Consider the following 17220-nt stretch of genomic DNA (forward strand, 5'->3'; position numbering starts at 1 on the left):
CCCGGGCCCCTGAGGGACGAAACCACGGGAGAAGCGCTTCTTCGCCGAGAAGCGTTTCATTCGTGCGGCGGTGGGCACTACCCGTTCATGAAGGTGCTGGGGCTGAATGCGCTGTTCCACGACTCCGCAGCGGCGATCGTGGTGGACGGGCGGGTCGTCGCGGCCGCCGAGGAGGAGCGGTTCAGCCGGCGCAAGCACGCGAAGCGCCCCGTGCCGTGGGCCGCGTGGGAGCTGCCCGAGCTCTCGGCGAGGTGGTGCCTCGCCGAGGCGGGACTACGCGCCGCCGACCTCGACGCCGTGACCTACTCGTACGACCCGAGCCTCGCGGCCCCCGCCGAGGAGCTCGGCCTCCACGACCCCTGGGACCACGTCCGTCAGATGTACGCGCAGCGGGCCCCCGGCTTCATCGCCGCGATGCTCGGCATCGACGAGTCGATCGTCCGGTTCGTGCCGCATCACGTCGCACACGCGGCCTCGGCGACCCTCGCCGGCCCGTTCGAGGAAGGCGACGTGCTGGTGCTCGACGGGCGCGGCGAGAGCGCGAGCCATCTCGCCGGCCACTTCCGCGGCGCGGAGCTCGAGGTCCACCGGATCCAGCGCCTGCCGCACTCGATCGGGCTCCTGTACGAGGACGCCACGGAGCACCTCGGCTTCCTGCGCAGCAGCGACGAGTACAAGGTGATGGCGCTCGCCTCGTACGGGACGCCGCGCTTCCTTCCGCAGCTCAAGGAGGTCGTCGGGACGGACGGGTCGGGCGGGTTCTTCGCCGAGTCGCTCGACTGGGCCGCCCTCGTCCCGCCGCGGCGCCCGGACGAGCCGTGGGACCAGGACCACGCCGACCTCGCGAGCAGCGTGCAGCGCGCCGTCGAGGACGTGTGCCTGGAGCTGGCCGGGTGGCTGCAGCAGCGCACGGGGGCGGACCGCCTGGTGCTGGCCGGTGGGGTGGCACTCAACTGCGTCGCGAACACGCGGCTCCTCGACGAGGGGCCGTACCGCGAGATCTGGGTCCAGCCCGCGGCCGGGGACGCCGGGACCGCGCTCGGCGGTGCGCTCACGGTCGCAGCCGAGCAGGATGCCGTCACGCCGCTCTCGACGATGGCGCTCGGGCCCGAGTGGTCCGACGACGAGATCGAGGAGATCCTCACGACCGCGAAGGTGGCCCACGAACGGGTGGACGACGTGGCTGCTGTGGTGGCCGATGCGCTGGCGGACGACCAGATCGTCGCGTGGTTCCAAGGACGCAGCGAGTTCGGTCCGCGAGCCCTGGGGCACCGGTCGCTGCTCGCGCACCCCGGTTCGGCGGCGAACCTCGAGCGGCTCAACGCCGTCAAGGGACGGGAGCAGTTCCGCCCCGTCGCGCCGATGGTGCTGCTCGAGCGGGCACCGGCGATCTTCTCGCGGGGTCCGATCCCGTCGCCCCACATGCTGTTCGTCCACGACGTCGCGCAGGAGTGGAGCTGGCGCATCCCGGCCGTGGTCCACGTCGACGGGACGGCTCGTGTGCAGACGGTGGGGGACGACGAGCCCCTCGTAGCGGCGATGCTGAGGGCGTTCGAGGAGCGCACCGGACTGCCCGTCGTGGTGAACACGAGCCTCAACACCGCGGGCCGGCCGATGGTGGACTCGCCGCGCGACGCCCTCGAGTGCTTCGGCTCGGCGCCCGTCGACCTGCTGGCCATCGGCAGCTTCGTCGTCCGCCGGACGGCGACGCCATGAGCGTCGACACGACCATCGTCGTCCCGACCATCGGCCGAGACACCCTCCGGCGCCTCCTGGAGTCGCTCGACGCGGCCACCGGAGGCACGCCCGACGTCATCGTGGTCGACGACCGGCGCGAGGGCGAGCCTCTGGACCTGCCCGCCCACGTGCGGGTGCTGGCGTCGGGTGGCCGGGGTCCCGCGGCAGCGCGGAACCTCGGCTGGCGCGCCGCGACCACCGAGTGGATCAGCTTCGTCGACGATGACGTGATCGTCGCGCCCGACTGGATCGAACGGCTCACCGAGGACCTGGCGTCGGCCGACGATGACGTCGTCGCCGTGCAGGGCCGGCTGACCGTGCCGCGCCCGGCCGGTCGTCGGCTGACCGACGCCGAGCGCAGCACCGCGAGCCTTGAGACGGCGCAGTGGATCACCGCCGACCTGAGCGTGCGTCGCCGCGCCCTGCGACGGGTGAGTGGGTTCGACGAGCGATTCACCCGGGCCTACCGCGAGGACGCCGACCTCGGTCTCCGGTTGAGCGCCCACGGGCGCATCGTCGCCGGACGTCGCACCGTGGTGCACCCCTTCCGCTCGGACGGAACCTGGTTCAGCCTCCGCCAGCAGCGCGGCAACGCGGACGACGTCCTCATGCGACGGCTCCACGGACCCGACTGGCGGGAGCGCGCGGGAGCACCTCGCGGCACGCTGCGCCGTCACCAGCTCACCGTGATGACGGCCGTGGCCGGGGTGCTGCTGGCGGCCGCGGGTCGTCCGCAGCTCGCCGGGCTCCTCGCCGGCGCCTGGGCGACGCTCACGGCCCGGTTCGCGTGGGCCCGCATCGCCCCCGGGCCCCGCGACCAGGACGAGGTCCGCCGGATGGCGCTGACGAGCGTCGCCATCCCGTTCGCCGCCGTGCGCTGGTGGCTGGACGGCCTGGTCCGCGACCGGGACGCGGTGCCGCGACGCCGCCTTCCGGACGCGGTGCTGTTCGACCCAGACGGAACCTTGGTCCACGACGTCCCCTACAACCGCGAGCCCGCCCGCGTCGCCCCGATCGACGGAGTCCACGAGGCGCTCGCACGACTGCGGGAGGCGGGGGTGCCCACCGGTGTCGTCAGCAACCAGTCCGGCGTCGCCCGCGGCCTCATCGCACCGGACGAGCTCGAGGCGGTCAATCGCCGGGTCGAGGAGCTGCTCGGCCCCTTCGGCACGTGGCAGGTGTGCCGGCACGCGCCCGAGGACGGCTGCGAGTGCCGCAAGCCCCAGCCGGGACTCGTCCTGCGCGCCTGTGACGAGCTCGGCGTCGACGTCGAGCGCTGCGTGGTGGTGGGCGACATCGGTGCCGACGTCGAGGCCGCCGCCGCGGCGGGCGCCACCGGCGTCCTCGTCCCGACCCGCCAGACGCTCGGCGCCGAGGTGGCCGCCGCGCCGCGGGTCGAGCCCGACGTGCTCTCCGCGGTGAGGTCGATCCTGAGGGGGCACTGGTGAGCATCCACGCCCCAGAGGGCCCCGTGCTGGCGGTCCGACTCGACAGCGTCGGCGACATGCTCGTCACCGGCCCGGCGATCCGCGCCCTGGCGTCGCGGGGACGCGGTGTCGTGCTGCTGGCGGGGCCGCAGGGCGCCGCCGCCGGCGCCATGCTGCCGGGAGTGGACGAGGTGATCCAGTGGCGGTGCCCGTGGATCGTCGCGGACCCACCGCCGGTCGACACGACCTCGATCGACGACCTGGTGGCGCCGCTCCGAGCACGCTCGATCAGCGAGGCCGTCGTGTTCACCTCGTTCCACCAGTCCGCGCTGCCGACCGCACTCGTGCTGCAGCAGGCGGGCATCCGCACCGTCACCGCCATCAGCGAGGACTACCCGGGGAGTCTGCTCACCACGCGGGTCGCGCCGCCGGGGGACGTGCCGGAGCCCGAGCGCGCGCTGGCCACGGCGGAGGCGGCGGGCTTCACGCTGCCTCCGGGCGACGACGGACGGCTCCTGATCCGGGCCGACCTGCTGGGCGGCGCGGTCGCGCTGGGCGCCGCGCCCTTCGTCGTCCTGCACCCGGGGGCCACGGCCCCGTCGCGCACGTGGCCTGCCCACCGGTGGGAGGAGGCGGTCGACGTGCTGGTGCGGCGCGGGGTCCGCACGGTCGTCACCGGCGGCCCGGGGGAGACGGACCTCTGTGCTCGCCTGGCGCGTCGAGGCGCGATCGACCTGTCCGGCGCGACCTCGCTGGTGCAGCTCGCCCGGGTCCTGCGCGACGCCACCGCCGTCGTCGTCGGCAACACGGGGCCGGCCCACCTGGCCGCCGCCGTCGGCACCCCCGTCGTCTCGTTGTTCTCACCCGTCGTCCCCGCCGCGCGCTGGGCGCCCTACGGCGTGCCGTCGGTGGTGCTGGGCGACCAGGACGCGCCGTGCCGCGGCTCGCGGGCCCGTGAGTGCCCCGTGCCGGGACATCCGTGCCTGACCGGCGTCACCGCCGGCGACGTCGTCGACGCGCTGGAGCGGCTGGCGCCCGAGGCCCTCCACGAGGTGGCGGGGCCGCAGACCGAAGGAGGGATCGCATGAAGATCGCGATGGTGTCCGAGCACGCCAATCCGCTCGCCGTGGTCGGGGGCGTCGACGCGGGAGGCCAGAACGTCCACGTCGACGCGCTGTCGACGGCGCTGGTCGCCCGAGGGCACGAGGTCACGGTGTTCACGCGTCGTGACTCGACCTCGGCGCCCACGCGGGTCCTCGCGCCCGGCGGCTACGAGGTGCACCACGTCCCGGCCGGACCTCCGGCCGACGTGCCGAAGGACGAGCTGTGGCAGCACATGCCGGCCTTCGCCTCGCGGATGGCCGAGGTGTGGCAGCGCGAGCGCTACGACCTGGCTCACGCCCACTTCTGGATGAGCGGCTCGGCCACGCGGGCCGCCGCCCGTCGCGTCGGCCTCCCGTGGGCCATGACCTTCCACGCCCTGGGGTCGGTGAAGCGACGGCACCAGGCAGGGCGGGACACCAGCCCGCCGGGCCGCATTGACGTCGAGCGCGGGCTGTGCGCCACGGCCGACGTCGTCATCGCGACCTGCCGCGACGAGGTGCGCGAGCTGATGGCCCTGGGCATGCCGCGGTCGAAGGCGCGGATCATCCCGTGCGGTGTCGACGTCAGGCGCTTCCCCGCCACGGAGCACTCCGTGCCCGGTCGCCGGCTGCTCGCGGTCGGGCGACTCGTCGAGCGCAAGGGACTGGCCGACGCCGTCACCGCGCTCGCGCAGATCCCGGACGCGACGCTCACGGTCGCGGGCGGCCCCTCTGCCGACGCACTCGAGCTCGACCCCGAGGTGCAGCGCGTCCGCGCCCTGGCTCGCGGGCTCGGCTGCGAGGACCGCCTGGACTTCCTCGGCGCGGTCGGTCGCGACCGGCTTCCCGAAGTCATGTCGGCGGCCGACATCGTGGTGGTCGCTCCCTGGTACGAGCCGTTCGGCATCGTGCCCCTGGAGGCCATGTCGAGCGGTCGTCCCGTCGTGGGCACCGCCGTCGGTGGTCTGCTCGACACGGTCGTCCCCGGCCGCACGGGCGAGCTCGTGGCGCCGCGCGACCCCGACGCACTCGCGGCCGTGCTGCGCCAGCTCCTCGACGACCCCCGCCGCATCCGCCGCTACGGCCGCGCCGGCGCCCAGCGGGCTCGCTCCCTCTACACGTGGGACCACGTCGCCCGAGCGACCGAGGATGCCCTCGCCCCGCTGCTCAGCCGTGTTCCCCAGGAGGTCACGCCATGACGACCACTCATCCGCACCTCGCCTCGCTCACCGAGGCGCTCGCGTCCCTGGACGACGCCCTCGTCGAGGTCGCCGCGATGGGGCGCGACCTGTTCCGGCGACTCGACGCGGGCCACCGGCTGCTCGCGGTGGGCAACGGCGGCAGCGCCGCGCCGGCGCAGCACCTCACGGCGGAGCTCGTCGGGCGCTACCGCGAGGACCGGGCCCCGTACTCGGCGATCTGCCTGAGCGCGGAGACCTCGAGCCTGACCGCGATCGCGAACGACTACCCGCCCGAGGAGCTGTTCGCGCGGCAGGTCGCCGCGCACGGACGACCCGGCGACGTCCTGGTCGCGCTCTCGACCAGTGGCAGCAGCCGCAACGCGGTGGAGGCGGCGCAGCGGGGCGTCGACGCGGGGCTCGAGGTGTGGGCGATCACCGGTCGCGCGCCCAACCCGCTCTCGCGCATCGCCCACCGGACGCTCGCCGTCGACAGCGCCAGCACGGCGACGGTCCAGGAGGTGCACCTCGTGCTCCTGCACCTGCTGTGCGAGCACTTCGACGAGGCCTGCTTCGAGCAGGTCGAGGCGGTGACGGCCCGATGACGCGCATCGTGGTGGTCGGCGAGGCCATGCTCGACGTCGACCTCGAGGGCACGGCCCACCGGCTGAGCCCCGAGGCGCCCGTGCCGGTGCTCGACGACCTGTCCGAGCACGAGCGTCCCGGCGGCGCGGCGCTCGCGGCGGCGATGGCCGCGCGTGACGGGCCCGACGTCGCCCTCGTGACGCCGCTGGCCGACGACGCGGCCGGGGCCCGGCTGCGCCGGCTGCTGGGGGCCCTGGTCGAGGTCGTCGACCTGCCCGCTCACGGCGGCACCCCCGTGAAGCGCCGCGTGCGTGCCGACGGTCAGAACGTCGTGCGGCTCGACGAGGGTGGGGGCGCCGCGCCGTGCGAGAGCTCACTGGCCCGCGCCGAACTCGTGCTCGCCACCGCCGACGCCGTGCTGGTCGCCGACTACGGTCGGGGCCTCACCCACGACGAGGGCCTGCGGTCGCTGCTCTCCGCCGCGGGGGAGCGCGTGCCCCTCGTGTGGGACCCGCACCCGCGCGGCGCGGCCCCCGTGGGCTCGACGCTCGTGATGACGCCCAACGCCGCGGAGCTGGAGGCGATGGTGGACGCCACGTGCGACGCCGTCGGGCACGCCGTGCGCGAGGCCGCGGTGCGCGCGTCGTGCGCCACGCGACAGCTCGGGGTGCGCGCCGTGGCGGTGACGCTCGGTGCGCGAGGCGCGCTGCTGAGCTTCGGTGACGGGCCGCCCGAGATGTTCGCGGCCCATGCCGTGACGGGCGACCCCTGCGGTGCCGGCGACCGCTTCGCCTCGACGGTCGCCTCCTTCCTCGCGGCCGGCAGCCTGCTCTCGGAGGCCGTGGGGCGAGCCGTCGAGGCGGCGACCGACCACGTCGCGCTCGGTGGCGCCGCCAGCTTCGGCCGCGAGCCGGAGGCGGCGCTCGATCCCGGCCTCGACGCGCTCCAGCTCGCCGAGGCGACGCGCGCGCGGGGTGGCACCGTCGTGGCCACCGGCGGGTGCTTCGACCTGCTCCACGCCGGGCACGTGGCGATGCTCGAGGCCGCTCGGGCCCTGGGAGACCGGCTCGTCGTGCTGCTGAACTCCGACGACTCGGTGCGCCGCCTCAAGGGCGACACCCGGCCGATCGTCTCCGCGCCCGACCGGGCGCGCGTGCTGCGCTCGCTGGAGTGCGTCGACGCCGTGCTGGTGTTCGACGAGGACACGCCGACGCAGGCGATCGAGACGCTGCGGCCGGACGTCTGGGTGAAGGGCGGCGACTACGCCGGCAGGCGCCTTCCCGAGGAGGACGTCCTCAGCCAGTGGGGCGGGCAGGCGGTCGTCGTCCCGTACCTGCGGGGCCGATCGACCTCCGCCCTCGTGCGGGCCATGGCGACCACCACCGACTGACCGACCGACCCGAAGACCACCGAAGGAGCCTTTCGTGAGCCGAACCGTACTCATCACCGGGGGATCGTCCGGGCTGGGCGCCGCCGTCGCGCACGCGTGCCTGGAGGCCAGCGACCGTCCGTTCGTCCTGGACCTGCAGCCCCCGGGGGAGGGCGTCGAGCACCTCCTCGTCGACCTGTCCGACCCGGAGAAGACCGAGCACGCCGTCCGCCAGGTGGTGGAGCTGACCGGTGGGCTCGACGCGGTCGTGACGTGCGCCGGCACCGACGCCTGCGGCCGCCTGGAGGACGTCGCGACGCCCGACTGGAACCGCGTCGTCGAGGTGAACCTCATCGGCACGGCCGCCACCGTGCGAGCCGCCCCGCCGTCACTGCGCGAGCGGCGGGGCCGGGTGGTGACCGTCGCCTCGACCCTGGGCATCAAGGCGCTGTCGGACGCCACCGCGTACTGCGCGTCGAAGTTCGGAGTCGTGGGCTTCACACGGGCGCTCGCCGCCGAGCTGGCGGGTGAGGTCGGCGTGACGCTGCTCGAGCCCGGAGGCATGCAGACGGCCTTCTTCGACGGGCGCCCCGACCAGTACAAGCCGGGGCCCGACGCGGTGCTGACCCCGCCGTCGGAGGTGGCCAGGACGGTGATGTTCGTCCTCGACCTGCCGTTCGGGCACGAGATCCGCGAGCTCGTGGTGACCGCCTCCACCGAGCCGTCCTGGCCGTGACCGGTGCCGGCTGACGTCCTCGTCCTGCGCGCTCTCGGCCTGGGCGACCCCCTCGCTGCCGTGCCGGCCCTGCGCGCGCTGCGCCGCGCCGACGTGGGCCGGATCGTGCTGGCGGGACCGGCCGGTCCGGGGGACCTGATCCGCCGGCGCGGCGTCGTCGACGACGTGGTGCCCGCGGTCGGGCTGGAGAGGCTGGACGTGCGGGCCGCGCCGATCGCCGTCAACCTGCACGGTCGCGGGCCGCAGAGCCACCGGCTGCTGCTCGGGGGAGGACACGGCGAGGTCGTGGCGTTCGCCTCGCGCGAGGCGCGCGTCGACGGGCCGCCGTGGCGCCAGGACGAGGCGGAGCGGGAGCGGTGGTGCCGCCTGGTCTCCTGGCGATGGGACGTCGAGGCGTCGCCGGACGACGTCCGTCTGGCCCACGTGGAGAAGCGTGGTGGCACCGTCGTGATCCATCCCGGGGCCGCGTCCGGTGCACGCCGCTGGCCCATCGAGCGGTGGGCCGAGGTGGTCCGGTCCCTCGGGCCCAGGCCGATTCTCGTCACGGGGGCTACCGAGGAGCGCGAGCTCGCACTCCGGCTCGCTGCCCTCGCAGGGTTGCCCGAGTCGTCCGTCCTGGCGGGACGCACGTCGCTGGACGAGCTGGCCGGGCACGTCGCCGGGGCGGGCCTCGTGCTGAGCGGCGACACGGGGATCGCGCATGTCGCCTACGCGTTCGCGACGCCGTCGGTGACGCTGTTCGGCCCGACGCCGCCGCAGTGGTGGGGCCCGCCCGCGACCGGCCCGCACCTGGCCCTGTGGCACGGGGTGGAGCCGGGGGACCCGCACGGCGACGAGCCGGACCCGGCCCTGCTCAAGATCGGCGTGGACGAGGTGCTGGAGGCCGCGCGGGACGCTCAGGCCTGAGCGCGCGGCGGTGCCAGGTGCACCACCGTCGTCTGCGTCATCTCGTCGAGCAGCTCGGGGCCGTAGCCGTAGCCGTGCCCGCTGGCACCTCGGGGCTCGGCCGCGCCGCCGGGCGCCCCGCCGAAGACGGCGTTGACCTTGACCGTGCCGACGGGCAGCGTCGCGGCGGCGCGCTGGGCGTGGTCCATGGAACCGGTCAGCACCGTGGCGGCCAGGCCGTAGGAGGTCGCGGCGGCGCGGCGCAGTCCCTCCTCGAAGTCCTCCACGACGCACACCGGCGCGACGGGGCCGAACGTCTCCTCGGCCATGACGGCCATCGAGTCCTCGACGTTCGTCAGCACGGTGGCGGGGTAGAACGCGCCCGGTCCGGACGGCACCTCGCCGCCGGCCTCGACCGTCGCACCCTGCTGGATCGCGTCGGCCACCTGCCCGTGCACCGCGTCCCGCATCGCCGTGTCCACCAGCGGCGGCAGCTCGCCGGACTCGTTGCGCGCCTCGGTCGCCTTCACCAGCTCGGCGGTGAAGGCCTGCGCGAGGTCGCGGTGCACGTAGATTCGCTCGACGGAGGTGCAGATCTGGCCGCCGTTGGCGTAGGCGCCGAGGGCGGCCTGCTCGGCGGCCCAGGCGGGATCGACGTCGCGGTCGATGACGAGCGGGTCGTTGCCCCCGTTCTCCCGGATGACCTTGGTGTCGTGCAGGGCGGCGGCCTGCTCGATCGCGCGGCCTGCGGCGGTCGAGCCGACGTGGGCCACGAGGTCGACGTCCGCCTGCTCGGTGAGCGCCCGACCGGTCGTGTGGTCGCCGGAGACCGTCTGCAGGACGCCCTCGGGGAAGCAGGGAGCCAGGATCGAGCCGAGCAACTCGCCGAGGTGAGGGCAGCGCTCGCTGGGCTTGTGGACGACGGCGTTGCCGGTGACGAGCGCGGCACCGAGCAGCCCGCAGGCGATCGCGACAGGGTCGTTCCACGGCGTGATCGCGACGACCACGCCGCGGGGCCGGGGAATGGCGTAGTCGATGGCGGTGAAGGAGCCCTGCAGGGCGCGGCCGCGGTGCACGGGACCGAGCTCGGCGTACTGGCGGAGCGTCCCGATGCCGGCCTCGGCGCCGCCGCGGGAGTCACCCGGCGTCTTGCCGGTCTCGCGGTGGTTGAGGTCGGCGATCTCGTCGAGGCGGGTCTCGAGGGCGTCGGCGGCGGCGTGCAGCGCCGCGCCGCGGTCGGCCGGGGCCGTGGTCGACCACGCGCCGAAGGCCGCACGCGCGCGGCGCACCGCCGCGATGACGGCGTCGAGGTCGCTGACGGCCACGTCGCCGAGATGGCTGCCGTCGTGGGGATCGAGTCGGGTCATCGTCATGCAGGTGGCGTACCCGTTCACCGCGGCGCTACGCGCGTGGACGGGCGCCTTCCGGGTACTCCGCAGTCGTGACGAGGCTGGACGAGCTCCGGGAGAGCGTGGAGGGCTGCCGCAACTGCGAGCTCTACCGCGATGCGACGCAGGCCGTGTTCTCGGCGGGCCGCGCGTCGGCCTCGATCATGCTGGTGGGGGAGCAGCCGGGCGATCGCGAGGACCTCGAGGGCGAGCCCTTCGTCGGTCCCGCCGGCCGGGTCCTCGACGAGGCGCTCGAGCTGGCGGGGGTGGCGCGCTCGGACGTCTACCTCACGAACGCCGTGAAGCACTTCCGCTTCGAGCAGCGCGGCAAGCGCCGCATCCACCAGAAGCCCGGCATCACGCACATCGAGGCCTGCCATCCGTGGCTCCAGTCCGAGCTGGAGGTCGTCAGGCCGAGCACCGTGGTCTGCCTCGGGGCGACCGCCGGCCGCTCGGTCCTCGGCCGCCCGGTGAAGATCGGGGCCGAGCGCGGCCAGGTGATCGACGACGCGCTCCCGGGGGCCGCCGTCGTCGTGACGACCCACCCGTCGTCACTGCTGCGCCTGCGCGACCGCGGCGACTACGCCGACGAGCTGAGGCACCTCGCCGACGACCTGCGGCTCGCCGCCGGCGTCCGGTGAGCACTCGGATCGCGGCGGCTCGGGCCCGCGCCTACCGTGGCTGGATGGAGCCCCGAAGCATCGTCAGCAGCGCGGCACTCCCCGTGGCCGCGGCAGCCCTCGGATCCGTCGCGACCTCGACCGGCATGAAGAGCCTCTGGTACCGGACGCTGCGCAAGCCCTCGATCCAACCGCCGGGACCGGTGTTCGGTGTGGTGTGGACGACGCTCTACGCCTCGATCGGCGCGGCCTCGCTGGACGCGCAGTCGCGGATGACGCCTGCCGAGGCGAGCAGGTACCGGATGAAGCTCGGCCTCAACATGGCGCTCAACGCCGGCTGGTGCTGGGTGTTCTTCCGAGGCCAGAGGCTCGTGCCGTCGATCGCGGTGGCGGGCGCGCTGGCTGCGAGCTCGGCCGACCTCGCGCGCACCGCCGGGGCGGCCTCGCCCCGTGCCGGCTGGGCCCTGGTGCCCTACACGCTGTGGAGCGGCTTCGCGACCGTCCTCACCGCGGCGATCTGGCGCAGCAACCGCGGCCGTTGACCCGAGGTTCCAGGGTTGCTCTCCTGCACGCGCTAGGCGACGGGATGCAGCTCGAATCTCAGCCCGAGCGCTTGGGTGACTTTGATGACGGTCGACCACCGAGGATTGCCGCTCTCGGACAGGGCGCGGTAGAGGCCGTCCCGGCTCATGCCGACCGTGCGCGCGAGCTCACTCATGTTCCGCGACCGAGCGATGACGCCGAGCGCGCGAGGAACCGCCGTCGGGTCCTCACGTGAGGCGTCGAGGGCGATCTGCAGGTAGTCCGTGACGTCGGCGAGATCCTCGAGATGGTCGGCCGGATCGAACCTCTGGAACACCTCAGGGGTGGTCGCCATCGTGTGCCTCCTTCTGTGCCTGCCATTCGCCAGCGAGCCGGTGAGCCCGCTCGATGTCCCTGTGCTGCGAGGACTTGTCGCCGCCGCACAACAAGACGATCAACAGGCCGCCGCTGTGGATGTAGTAGACCCGGTAGCCCGGGCCGTACGTGAGCCGCAGTTCCGCCACGCCCGCGCCCACGGCTCTCGTGTCGCCCGGATTCCCGTGCGCGAGTCGATCGATCCGTTCCAGGATGCGCAACCTGGCGTGTCGGTCCTGCAGTTTCCTGAGCCACGTGTCGAAGGTGGCACTGCTGACCACCTCGGCAATGTGTCGACTATAACCGACACCCGACTTCCGTTCAATCATCGAGGGCAGCATGCGATGCAGCACTGACAAGCCGCTGGGGCCGCTGCGCGCCGCCCGCCCGTCAGCTGAGCGACGAGGTCACGACGCGCCGGGCATGCCGTGCGCGTCCACGGCGGGAGCCGGGCGCCTCTCGCGTGACGCCTGCACGGCGGACACCACGACGAGGACCGCCGCGATCGCGAGGCAGGCGACCAGCACGAGGAGCGAGACGTTGCCGTTGATGTACGGGTCGCGCCAGCGGCTGAGGTCGACGGGCTGGCGGGACTCGCCCAGGATCCGACCGACGGCGGTCTGGAAGAGCCACGTGTAGATCCCGCTGAAGCCGATGATGACGGCGGCGCGGATCAGGCGAGGGGCCGGCAGGTAGCGGACCACGAGGGCGACGACCCAGGGGTAGACCAGGGCCAGGGCGGTGATCGGGACGGTCTGGCTCCACCACGTGTCGAGCTGGTCGGTGGCGAGCATGACCACGAACAGGAAGGCCACGAGTGCGACCGTGTCGAGCGCCAGCGCGATCACGACCTCGTGCCGCGACCACGGAGCGGGCAGGGGAGCGTGGCGCAACGCCAGCGGGCCGAGGACCACCACGACGGCGAGCAGCACCGCCCCGACGGCGATGGGCAGCCACTCGCCGCGCCCGTTCATGGCCCACGCGACGGTGAAGGTCGCGAGCAGGCTGACCAGGAAGGCGCCGACCACGGTCGGGACCCGGCGTTCCGTGACGACCAGCGGGAGCGTCGTGAGGCTGAAGGCCACCCCCACGGACGCCAGGACGATCCAGAACCAGCTCAGGGTCTGCTCGACGGCGAGGTTCACGATGAGGCACGTGACCAGCGCGACGGCGTAGCTGATCGCGGTCGTCCACAGGATCCCCGCGCGCCACCGCCGGTAGAAGCGCGCCTCGCGGTCCACCCGTGCCGCCACCACGTCGTCGCTGGCCCGGATCAGCTCGCCCTCGCTCACGCCGAGGTGCTCGGCGAGCGGCGCGACCATGGAGATGTCGGGGTAGGAGACCCCGCGCTCCCACTTGGAGACCGCTGACTCGGTGACGAACAGACGCTCTGCCAGCCCTGCCTGCGTCAGGCCGGCGGCCTTCCGCTTCACGGTCACGAACTGACCGAATGCCTTCTTCGACGATGTCATGATCCGAGTCAACCAGCGCGGGAGGCGGTCGATGGAATTCGCGGGTCGAATCGCGACTCGACCGTCAAGCCTGTGCCCCTGACCTGCGGCGATGCCCTGGCGCAGGTCAGGCGAAGGTGTCGAGCGCGCGTCGCAGGGAGAGCACGACACTGTGCACGAGCAGCTGCTCGTGGGTCTCGCCGGCCCGGGTCTCGAGCAGCGTGGTGAGCTCGGCGTCGGCCGCCTCGAGCCGCGGGTCCACCTCTGCGCCGTGCCCGTAGGCGTCCAGGGCGTCGGCGACCCGGTGCATGGCCCGGGCGATCGGCTCGCGGACGTCGTCGCTCAGCACGGTCTGCGTCGACGGGTCACCCGGCACGCCGTGAGGACGCAGGAGGAGGTCGCTGATGTCGGACACCAGCAGGGAGATGCGGTCGAGGCCGTCGGCCTCCTCGGTGAGGACCGCGAGGGCGTCGCGGTGGCGTCGCGCCCGCGCGTTCGCGGTGAGCGACTCGTGGACCTGCGAGACGGCGTCGCGCATCTGGGTCCGGGCGCGTCGGAGCTCGGAGTGCTCGCGGTGCCACTGGTCGAGGGTCGGCAGATCGTGCTCGACCATGAGGTCGGCGATCTCGCGCAGCTGCTCCGCGAGCACCTCGCGCGTGCGGCCGACCGCCGCCCGTGCGGGTGCGAGCGGCAGCGGCGGCGCGACCATGTTGACGACGATCCCCACGAGCGCGCCGAACAGGGTGAGGCCCCCGTACGCGCCGATGAACTGCGCCTCGCCGTGGCCGATGATCAGCGTGAAGACCGCGGCCGTGGGTGCCCATCCGCCCATGGCGCCCAGCACGCGCCACCCGGCCACGCTGACCGACAGCGCGACAACGAGCGCCAGGGTGAACGCCGCGACGTTGTCGCCCGTCGCGGTGTCGACCAGCCAGGCGATGACGCCGCCGACGACGATCGCGCCGACCGCCTGCAGCGACTCGCGCACCGAGCCGGCCAGGGTCGACGTCGTCGCGATGATCGCGCCGAACGGCGCGTAGTACGGGTAGTCCTGCGAGCCGGGGACGAAACGCACGAGGATCCAGGCAATCGCGGCGGCGACGGCCGCGCGCAGCGCGAGGGCGATCCGTGGGTGATTCACCCACCGGTCGAGGAGCCACGCGCGCGCTGTTTCCATCCCTTCACCGTGGCACGCGGCGGCAAGACGGGCACGTCGGAATGCCGGGCGGCCCGCTGGATCAGCGCGGCACCACCAGCACGACCTTCCCCACCGCGGTGCGCGTCTCGAGGGCCCGGTGGGCCTCGGCCGCCTCGGCGAGGGTCAGCACCGTCCCGACGTGCGGCACGCGGGTCCCGTCCGCCGCAGCGGTCAGCGCCGCCCGCTCGAACTCATCGATCCGGTCGAGGATCGGCGGACCCAGCACGTCGATCACCCGTCGCTGCGGGTCGGCGTAGTCGTTCTGCACACCCGAGGACCAGCCGAAGCGCACGAGACGACCTCCCGGCGCGAGGCCGCGGTACAGCGCGCGCCCGATGGGTCCCGCGACGCCGTCGAGGACGACGGTGGGGATTCCGGCGTCGCGGAGATGGAGCTGCCAGTCGGGGGAGCGGTGGTCGATGACGAGAGTGGCGCCGAACCGCGAGGCGAGCGCGGTCTTGTCCGGACCGCCGGCCAGCCCCACGGTCCGTGCGCCGACGTTCGCCGCGCCCTGGAGCAGCAGCGGGCCGAGTCCGCCGGCCGCCGAGGTCACCACGACGACGTCCTCGGGCACCAGCTCGGCGAGCTCCAGGATCGCGGTGGCGGTGCGACCCGTCCCGATCGCGGCCACGGCGGTGCCGGCGTCCATCCCGTCGGGGATCGGGTGGGCGCGCCCGGCGTCGACGACCGCCTGCTCCGCGTAGCCACCGCCACCGAAGCCGAGATGTGCCACGACGCGGCGTCCGAGCCACTCCGCGTCGACGTCCGGGCCGATCCGGTCGACCACGCCTGCCGCCTCGCGGCCGGGGACGAGCGGCAGCTCGGGCGCCGGTCCGGCTCCGAACGCCTCCCCGGCACGGATGGAGGTGTCGAGCAGGTGCACGCCGGCTGCCTCGACGGCGATACGGAGCTGGCCTGGTGCCGGTTCCGGATCGGGGAGGGTCTCCAGGCGCAGGACGTCGGCGGGGCCGAACTCGTGGTGTCGTATCGCGTGCATGAGCCCATGAGACAACCTCAACCGGAGTTGAGGTCAAGGGTGCTCGTCGCGCGTGCCGAAGGCGTCCTCCGTGCGTAGGGTCGTGGGCATGACGCCGATCCTGCTGACGTCCGACGATCCCCGCGGCATCCTGCTGTTCGCCCCTGGTGCGGGCGGCGACCCGTCCCGCTACGAGCGGCTGCTCCGCGCCGCCGCCGACGCGGGCTTCATCGTGGCCGCGCCGGCCCATCACCTGACCGAGATCTTCACCGACGACGTGGTGCGTGAGCGCGTGTCCGCGCTTCGGGTGCCGCTGACGGAGATCGGGCGGGATGACCTCCCCGTCGTGGCGGCCGGGCACTCGCTGGGCGGGTGCGCGGCGCTGTGCCTCGCGGGTGCCCAACCGCGGAACCGTCAGGGAGAGGCGTTCGAGGTCCCCACGGAGCCGCGGGTCTCGCGCGTCATCGTGCTCGCGCCGGCGACCGGCTGGTTCGCCGGGCCCGACGCCCTCGACGAGGTCACGGTGCCGGTCACCGCGTTCGTCGGGTCGGAGGACGACGTGACACCCCCGGAGTCGGCCGAGGTGCTGCGCCCGGCTCCGGCCGGACTCGACCTGCGTCGCTACGAGGGCGTCGGCCACTTCGACTTCATGTCGCCGCTGCCGTCGAACAAGGTGCCCACGCCGGGCCTGGACCACGACGCCTTCCAGGACCGCTTCGTCGCGGAGTTCGTCGCAGCACTGGGCTAGCCGTCGCACGACGCAGGCCTGGCGCTAGCCTGTGAGCGCCAAGACACGGGGTGCCCCGCCGGGGCTGAGATCACACCCGTCGAACCTGATCTAGTTCGCACTAGCGAAGGGATGTCGCGATGTCGCGCACGCCTGAAGACCTGCTCACCTCCACCACTGAGGCCCTGGCCCGGGTGCGCGCGGACGCGCCCCTCGTGCAGTGCCTCACCAACAGCGTCGTGGTGAACTTCACCGCCAACGCCCTGCTGTCCGTGGGCGCCGCCCCCGCGATGGTCGACGTGCCCGAGGAGGCCGGACCGTTCGCCACGGTCGCCGGGGGCCTGCTGATCAACCTCGGCACCCCGGCCGGGGAGCAGCGCGAGGCCATGCTCGAGGCGGCCTCGGCGGCTGCGGAGGCTGGCACGCCGTGGGTGCTCGACCCCGTGGCGGTCGGATCCCTTCCGGTCCGCACCCCGTTCGCCCACCGGCTGCGCGACCTGCGGCCGACGGTGATCCGGGGCAACGCCTCGGAGATCATCGCGGTGGCCGGCGCGGGTGCCGGCGGCCGCGGCGTCGACTCCACCGACGACGTCGACGGGGCGCTGGACGTGGCCCGGAAGCTCGCCTCCACCACCGGGGGCGTCGTCGCCGTGTCCGGGCCGGTCGACGCCGTGACCGACGGCGAGCGCGTCGTGCGGATCGCCAACGGGGACGTGCTCCTGACCAAGGTCACGGGTGGTGGCTGTGCGCTCGGAGCGGTGATGGCCGCGTTCGCCGCCGTGACCGAGGACCCGTTCACGGCCACGGTCGCCGCAGTCACCGTGTACACCGTGGCCGCGGAGCTGGCGGCTGAGCGCAGCGCAGGGCCCGGCAGCTTCGCCGCCTCGTTCATCGACGCGCTGGGCTCGGTCGGCGCGGCCGACCTCGCGGCGTGGGCGCGACTGTCATGACGGACCTGTCGGTG

General features: G+C 73.9%; 18 protein-coding genes and 1 riboswitch. Of the genes, 12 read left to right on the forward strand and 6 right to left on the reverse strand.

The genetic code is table 11. The features are described from left to right. Window positions 1-87 precede the first annotated feature (87 nt). From H1W00_RS15375 to H1W00_RS15410, 8 genes are read left to right on the forward strand one after another with little or no spacing between them, the layout of a single operon-like run. Window positions 88-1716 (forward strand): carbamoyltransferase family protein, encoded by a 1629-nt coding sequence (locus H1W00_RS15375; protein ID WP_181756681.1) that lies wholly within the window; start codon window positions 88-90, stop codon window positions 1714-1716. Next, window positions 1713-3185, forward strand: coding sequence for an HAD-IIIA family hydrolase (locus H1W00_RS15380; protein ID WP_181756682.1), 1473 nt, complete (start codon window positions 1713-1715; stop codon window positions 3183-3185). The genes H1W00_RS15375 and H1W00_RS15380 overlap by 4 nt, the downstream gene beginning before the upstream one ends. Next, window positions 3182-4252 (forward strand): glycosyltransferase family 9 protein, encoded by a 1071-nt coding sequence (locus H1W00_RS15385; protein WP_338072922.1) that lies wholly within the window; start codon window positions 3182-3184, stop codon window positions 4250-4252. Before H1W00_RS15380 ends, H1W00_RS15385 begins: the two co-directional genes overlap by 4 nt. After that, window positions 4249-5445: a glycosyltransferase gene (locus H1W00_RS15390; RefSeq protein WP_181756683.1), complete on the forward strand. Its 1197-nt coding sequence runs from the start codon at window positions 4249-4251 to the stop codon at window positions 5443-5445. The genes H1W00_RS15385 and H1W00_RS15390 overlap by 4 nt, the downstream gene beginning before the upstream one ends. Then, the gene (locus H1W00_RS15395; protein WP_181756684.1) at window positions 5442-6029 is read left to right on the forward strand and encodes a D-sedoheptulose-7-phosphate isomerase; all 588 of its coding nucleotides are present in this window, start codon (window positions 5442-5444) and stop codon (window positions 6027-6029) included. The genes H1W00_RS15390 and H1W00_RS15395 overlap by 4 nt, the downstream gene beginning before the upstream one ends. Continuing rightward, complete coding sequence (gene rfaE2 / locus H1W00_RS15400; RefSeq protein ID WP_181756685.1) at window positions 6026-7399, forward strand: D-glycero-beta-D-manno-heptose 1-phosphate adenylyltransferase; 1374 nt, start codon at window positions 6026-6028, stop codon at window positions 7397-7399. Before H1W00_RS15395 ends, rfaE2 begins: the two co-directional genes overlap by 4 nt. Window positions 7400-7433: 34 nt before the next feature. Then, window positions 7434-8114, forward strand: coding sequence for an SDR family NAD(P)-dependent oxidoreductase (locus H1W00_RS15405; RefSeq protein WP_181756686.1), 681 nt, complete (start codon window positions 7434-7436; stop codon window positions 8112-8114). A gap of 3 nt (window positions 8115-8117) precedes the next feature. Then, a complete protein-coding gene (locus H1W00_RS15410; RefSeq protein WP_181756687.1) occupies window positions 8118-9020 on the forward strand; it encodes a glycosyltransferase family 9 protein in 903 nt (300 codons plus the stop codon). Here the strand turns inward: H1W00_RS15410 and H1W00_RS15415 are convergent. Next, window positions 9011-10372: an aldehyde dehydrogenase family protein gene (locus tag H1W00_RS15415; protein WP_181756688.1), complete on the reverse strand. Its 1362-nt coding sequence runs from the start codon at window positions 10370-10372 to the stop codon at window positions 9011-9013. The two genes, H1W00_RS15410 and H1W00_RS15415, sit on opposite strands and share 10 nt — an antisense overlap. A gap of 68 nt (window positions 10373-10440) precedes the next feature. Here H1W00_RS15415 and H1W00_RS15420 point away from each other — a divergent pair, with 68 nt between their 5' ends. After that, window positions 10441-11028, forward strand: coding sequence for a UdgX family uracil-DNA binding protein (locus H1W00_RS15420; RefSeq protein WP_181756689.1), 588 nt, complete (start codon window positions 10441-10443; stop codon window positions 11026-11028). A gap of 44 nt (window positions 11029-11072) precedes the next feature. Beyond that, entirely contained in the window at window positions 11073-11549 is a 477-nt protein-coding gene (locus H1W00_RS15425; RefSeq protein ID WP_181756690.1) for a TspO/MBR family protein, read from the forward strand. 32 nt (window positions 11550-11581) lie between these two features. On the opposite strand, the gene H1W00_RS15430 is transcribed toward H1W00_RS15425, so the two are convergent. The 5 genes from H1W00_RS15430 to H1W00_RS15450 all read right to left on the reverse strand — a co-directional run bounded on the left by H1W00_RS15430 (window position 11582) and on the right by H1W00_RS15450 (window position 15550). Next, window positions 11582-11884 carry an addiction module antidote protein gene (locus H1W00_RS15430; RefSeq protein ID WP_181756691.1) on the reverse strand — a complete coding sequence of 101 codons (303 nt, stop codon included), beginning with the start codon at window positions 11882-11884 and terminating at the stop codon, window positions 11582-11584. Next, window positions 11868-12233 (reverse strand): type II toxin-antitoxin system RelE/ParE family toxin, encoded by a 366-nt coding sequence (locus H1W00_RS15435; RefSeq protein WP_194956562.1) that lies wholly within the window; start codon window positions 12231-12233, stop codon window positions 11868-11870. The genes H1W00_RS15430 and H1W00_RS15435 overlap by 17 nt, the downstream gene beginning before the upstream one ends. Window positions 12234-12311: 78 nt before the next feature. After that, window positions 12312-13376 carry a helix-turn-helix domain-containing protein gene (locus H1W00_RS15440; protein WP_181756692.1) on the reverse strand — a complete coding sequence of 355 codons (1065 nt, stop codon included), beginning with the start codon at window positions 13374-13376 and terminating at the stop codon, window positions 12312-12314. Between the two features lie 106 nt (window positions 13377-13482). Next, window positions 13483-14532: an FUSC family protein gene (locus H1W00_RS15445; RefSeq protein WP_181756693.1), complete on the reverse strand. Its 1050-nt coding sequence runs from the start codon at window positions 14530-14532 to the stop codon at window positions 13483-13485. Window positions 14533-14593: 61 nt separating this feature from the next. Continuing rightward, entirely contained in the window at window positions 14594-15550 is a 957-nt protein-coding gene (locus H1W00_RS15450; protein WP_181756694.1) for an alcohol dehydrogenase catalytic domain-containing protein, read from the reverse strand. Between the two features lie 88 nt (window positions 15551-15638). Here H1W00_RS15450 and H1W00_RS15455 point away from each other — a divergent pair, with 88 nt between their 5' ends. Together H1W00_RS15455 and thiM are read left to right on the forward strand one after the other, a co-directional pair. Next, complete coding sequence (locus H1W00_RS15455; RefSeq protein WP_181756695.1) at window positions 15639-16277, forward strand: alpha/beta hydrolase family protein; 639 nt, start codon at window positions 15639-15641, stop codon at window positions 16275-16277. A gap of 36 nt (window positions 16278-16313) precedes the next feature. Further along, window positions 16314-16406: riboswitch (TPP riboswitch) on the forward strand. Next, window positions 16397-17206, forward strand: a complete 810-nt coding sequence (gene thiM, locus H1W00_RS15460) for a hydroxyethylthiazole kinase (protein WP_181756696.1) — start codon at window positions 16397-16399, stop codon at window positions 17204-17206. (Overlaps the previous riboswitch by 10 nt.) Window positions 17207-17220: the final 14 nt, after the last annotated feature.

The sequence above is a fragment of the Aeromicrobium phoceense genome (assembly GCF_013868155.1).
Lineage (GTDB): Bacteria > Actinomycetota > Actinomycetes > Propionibacteriales > Nocardioidaceae > Aeromicrobium > Aeromicrobium phoceense.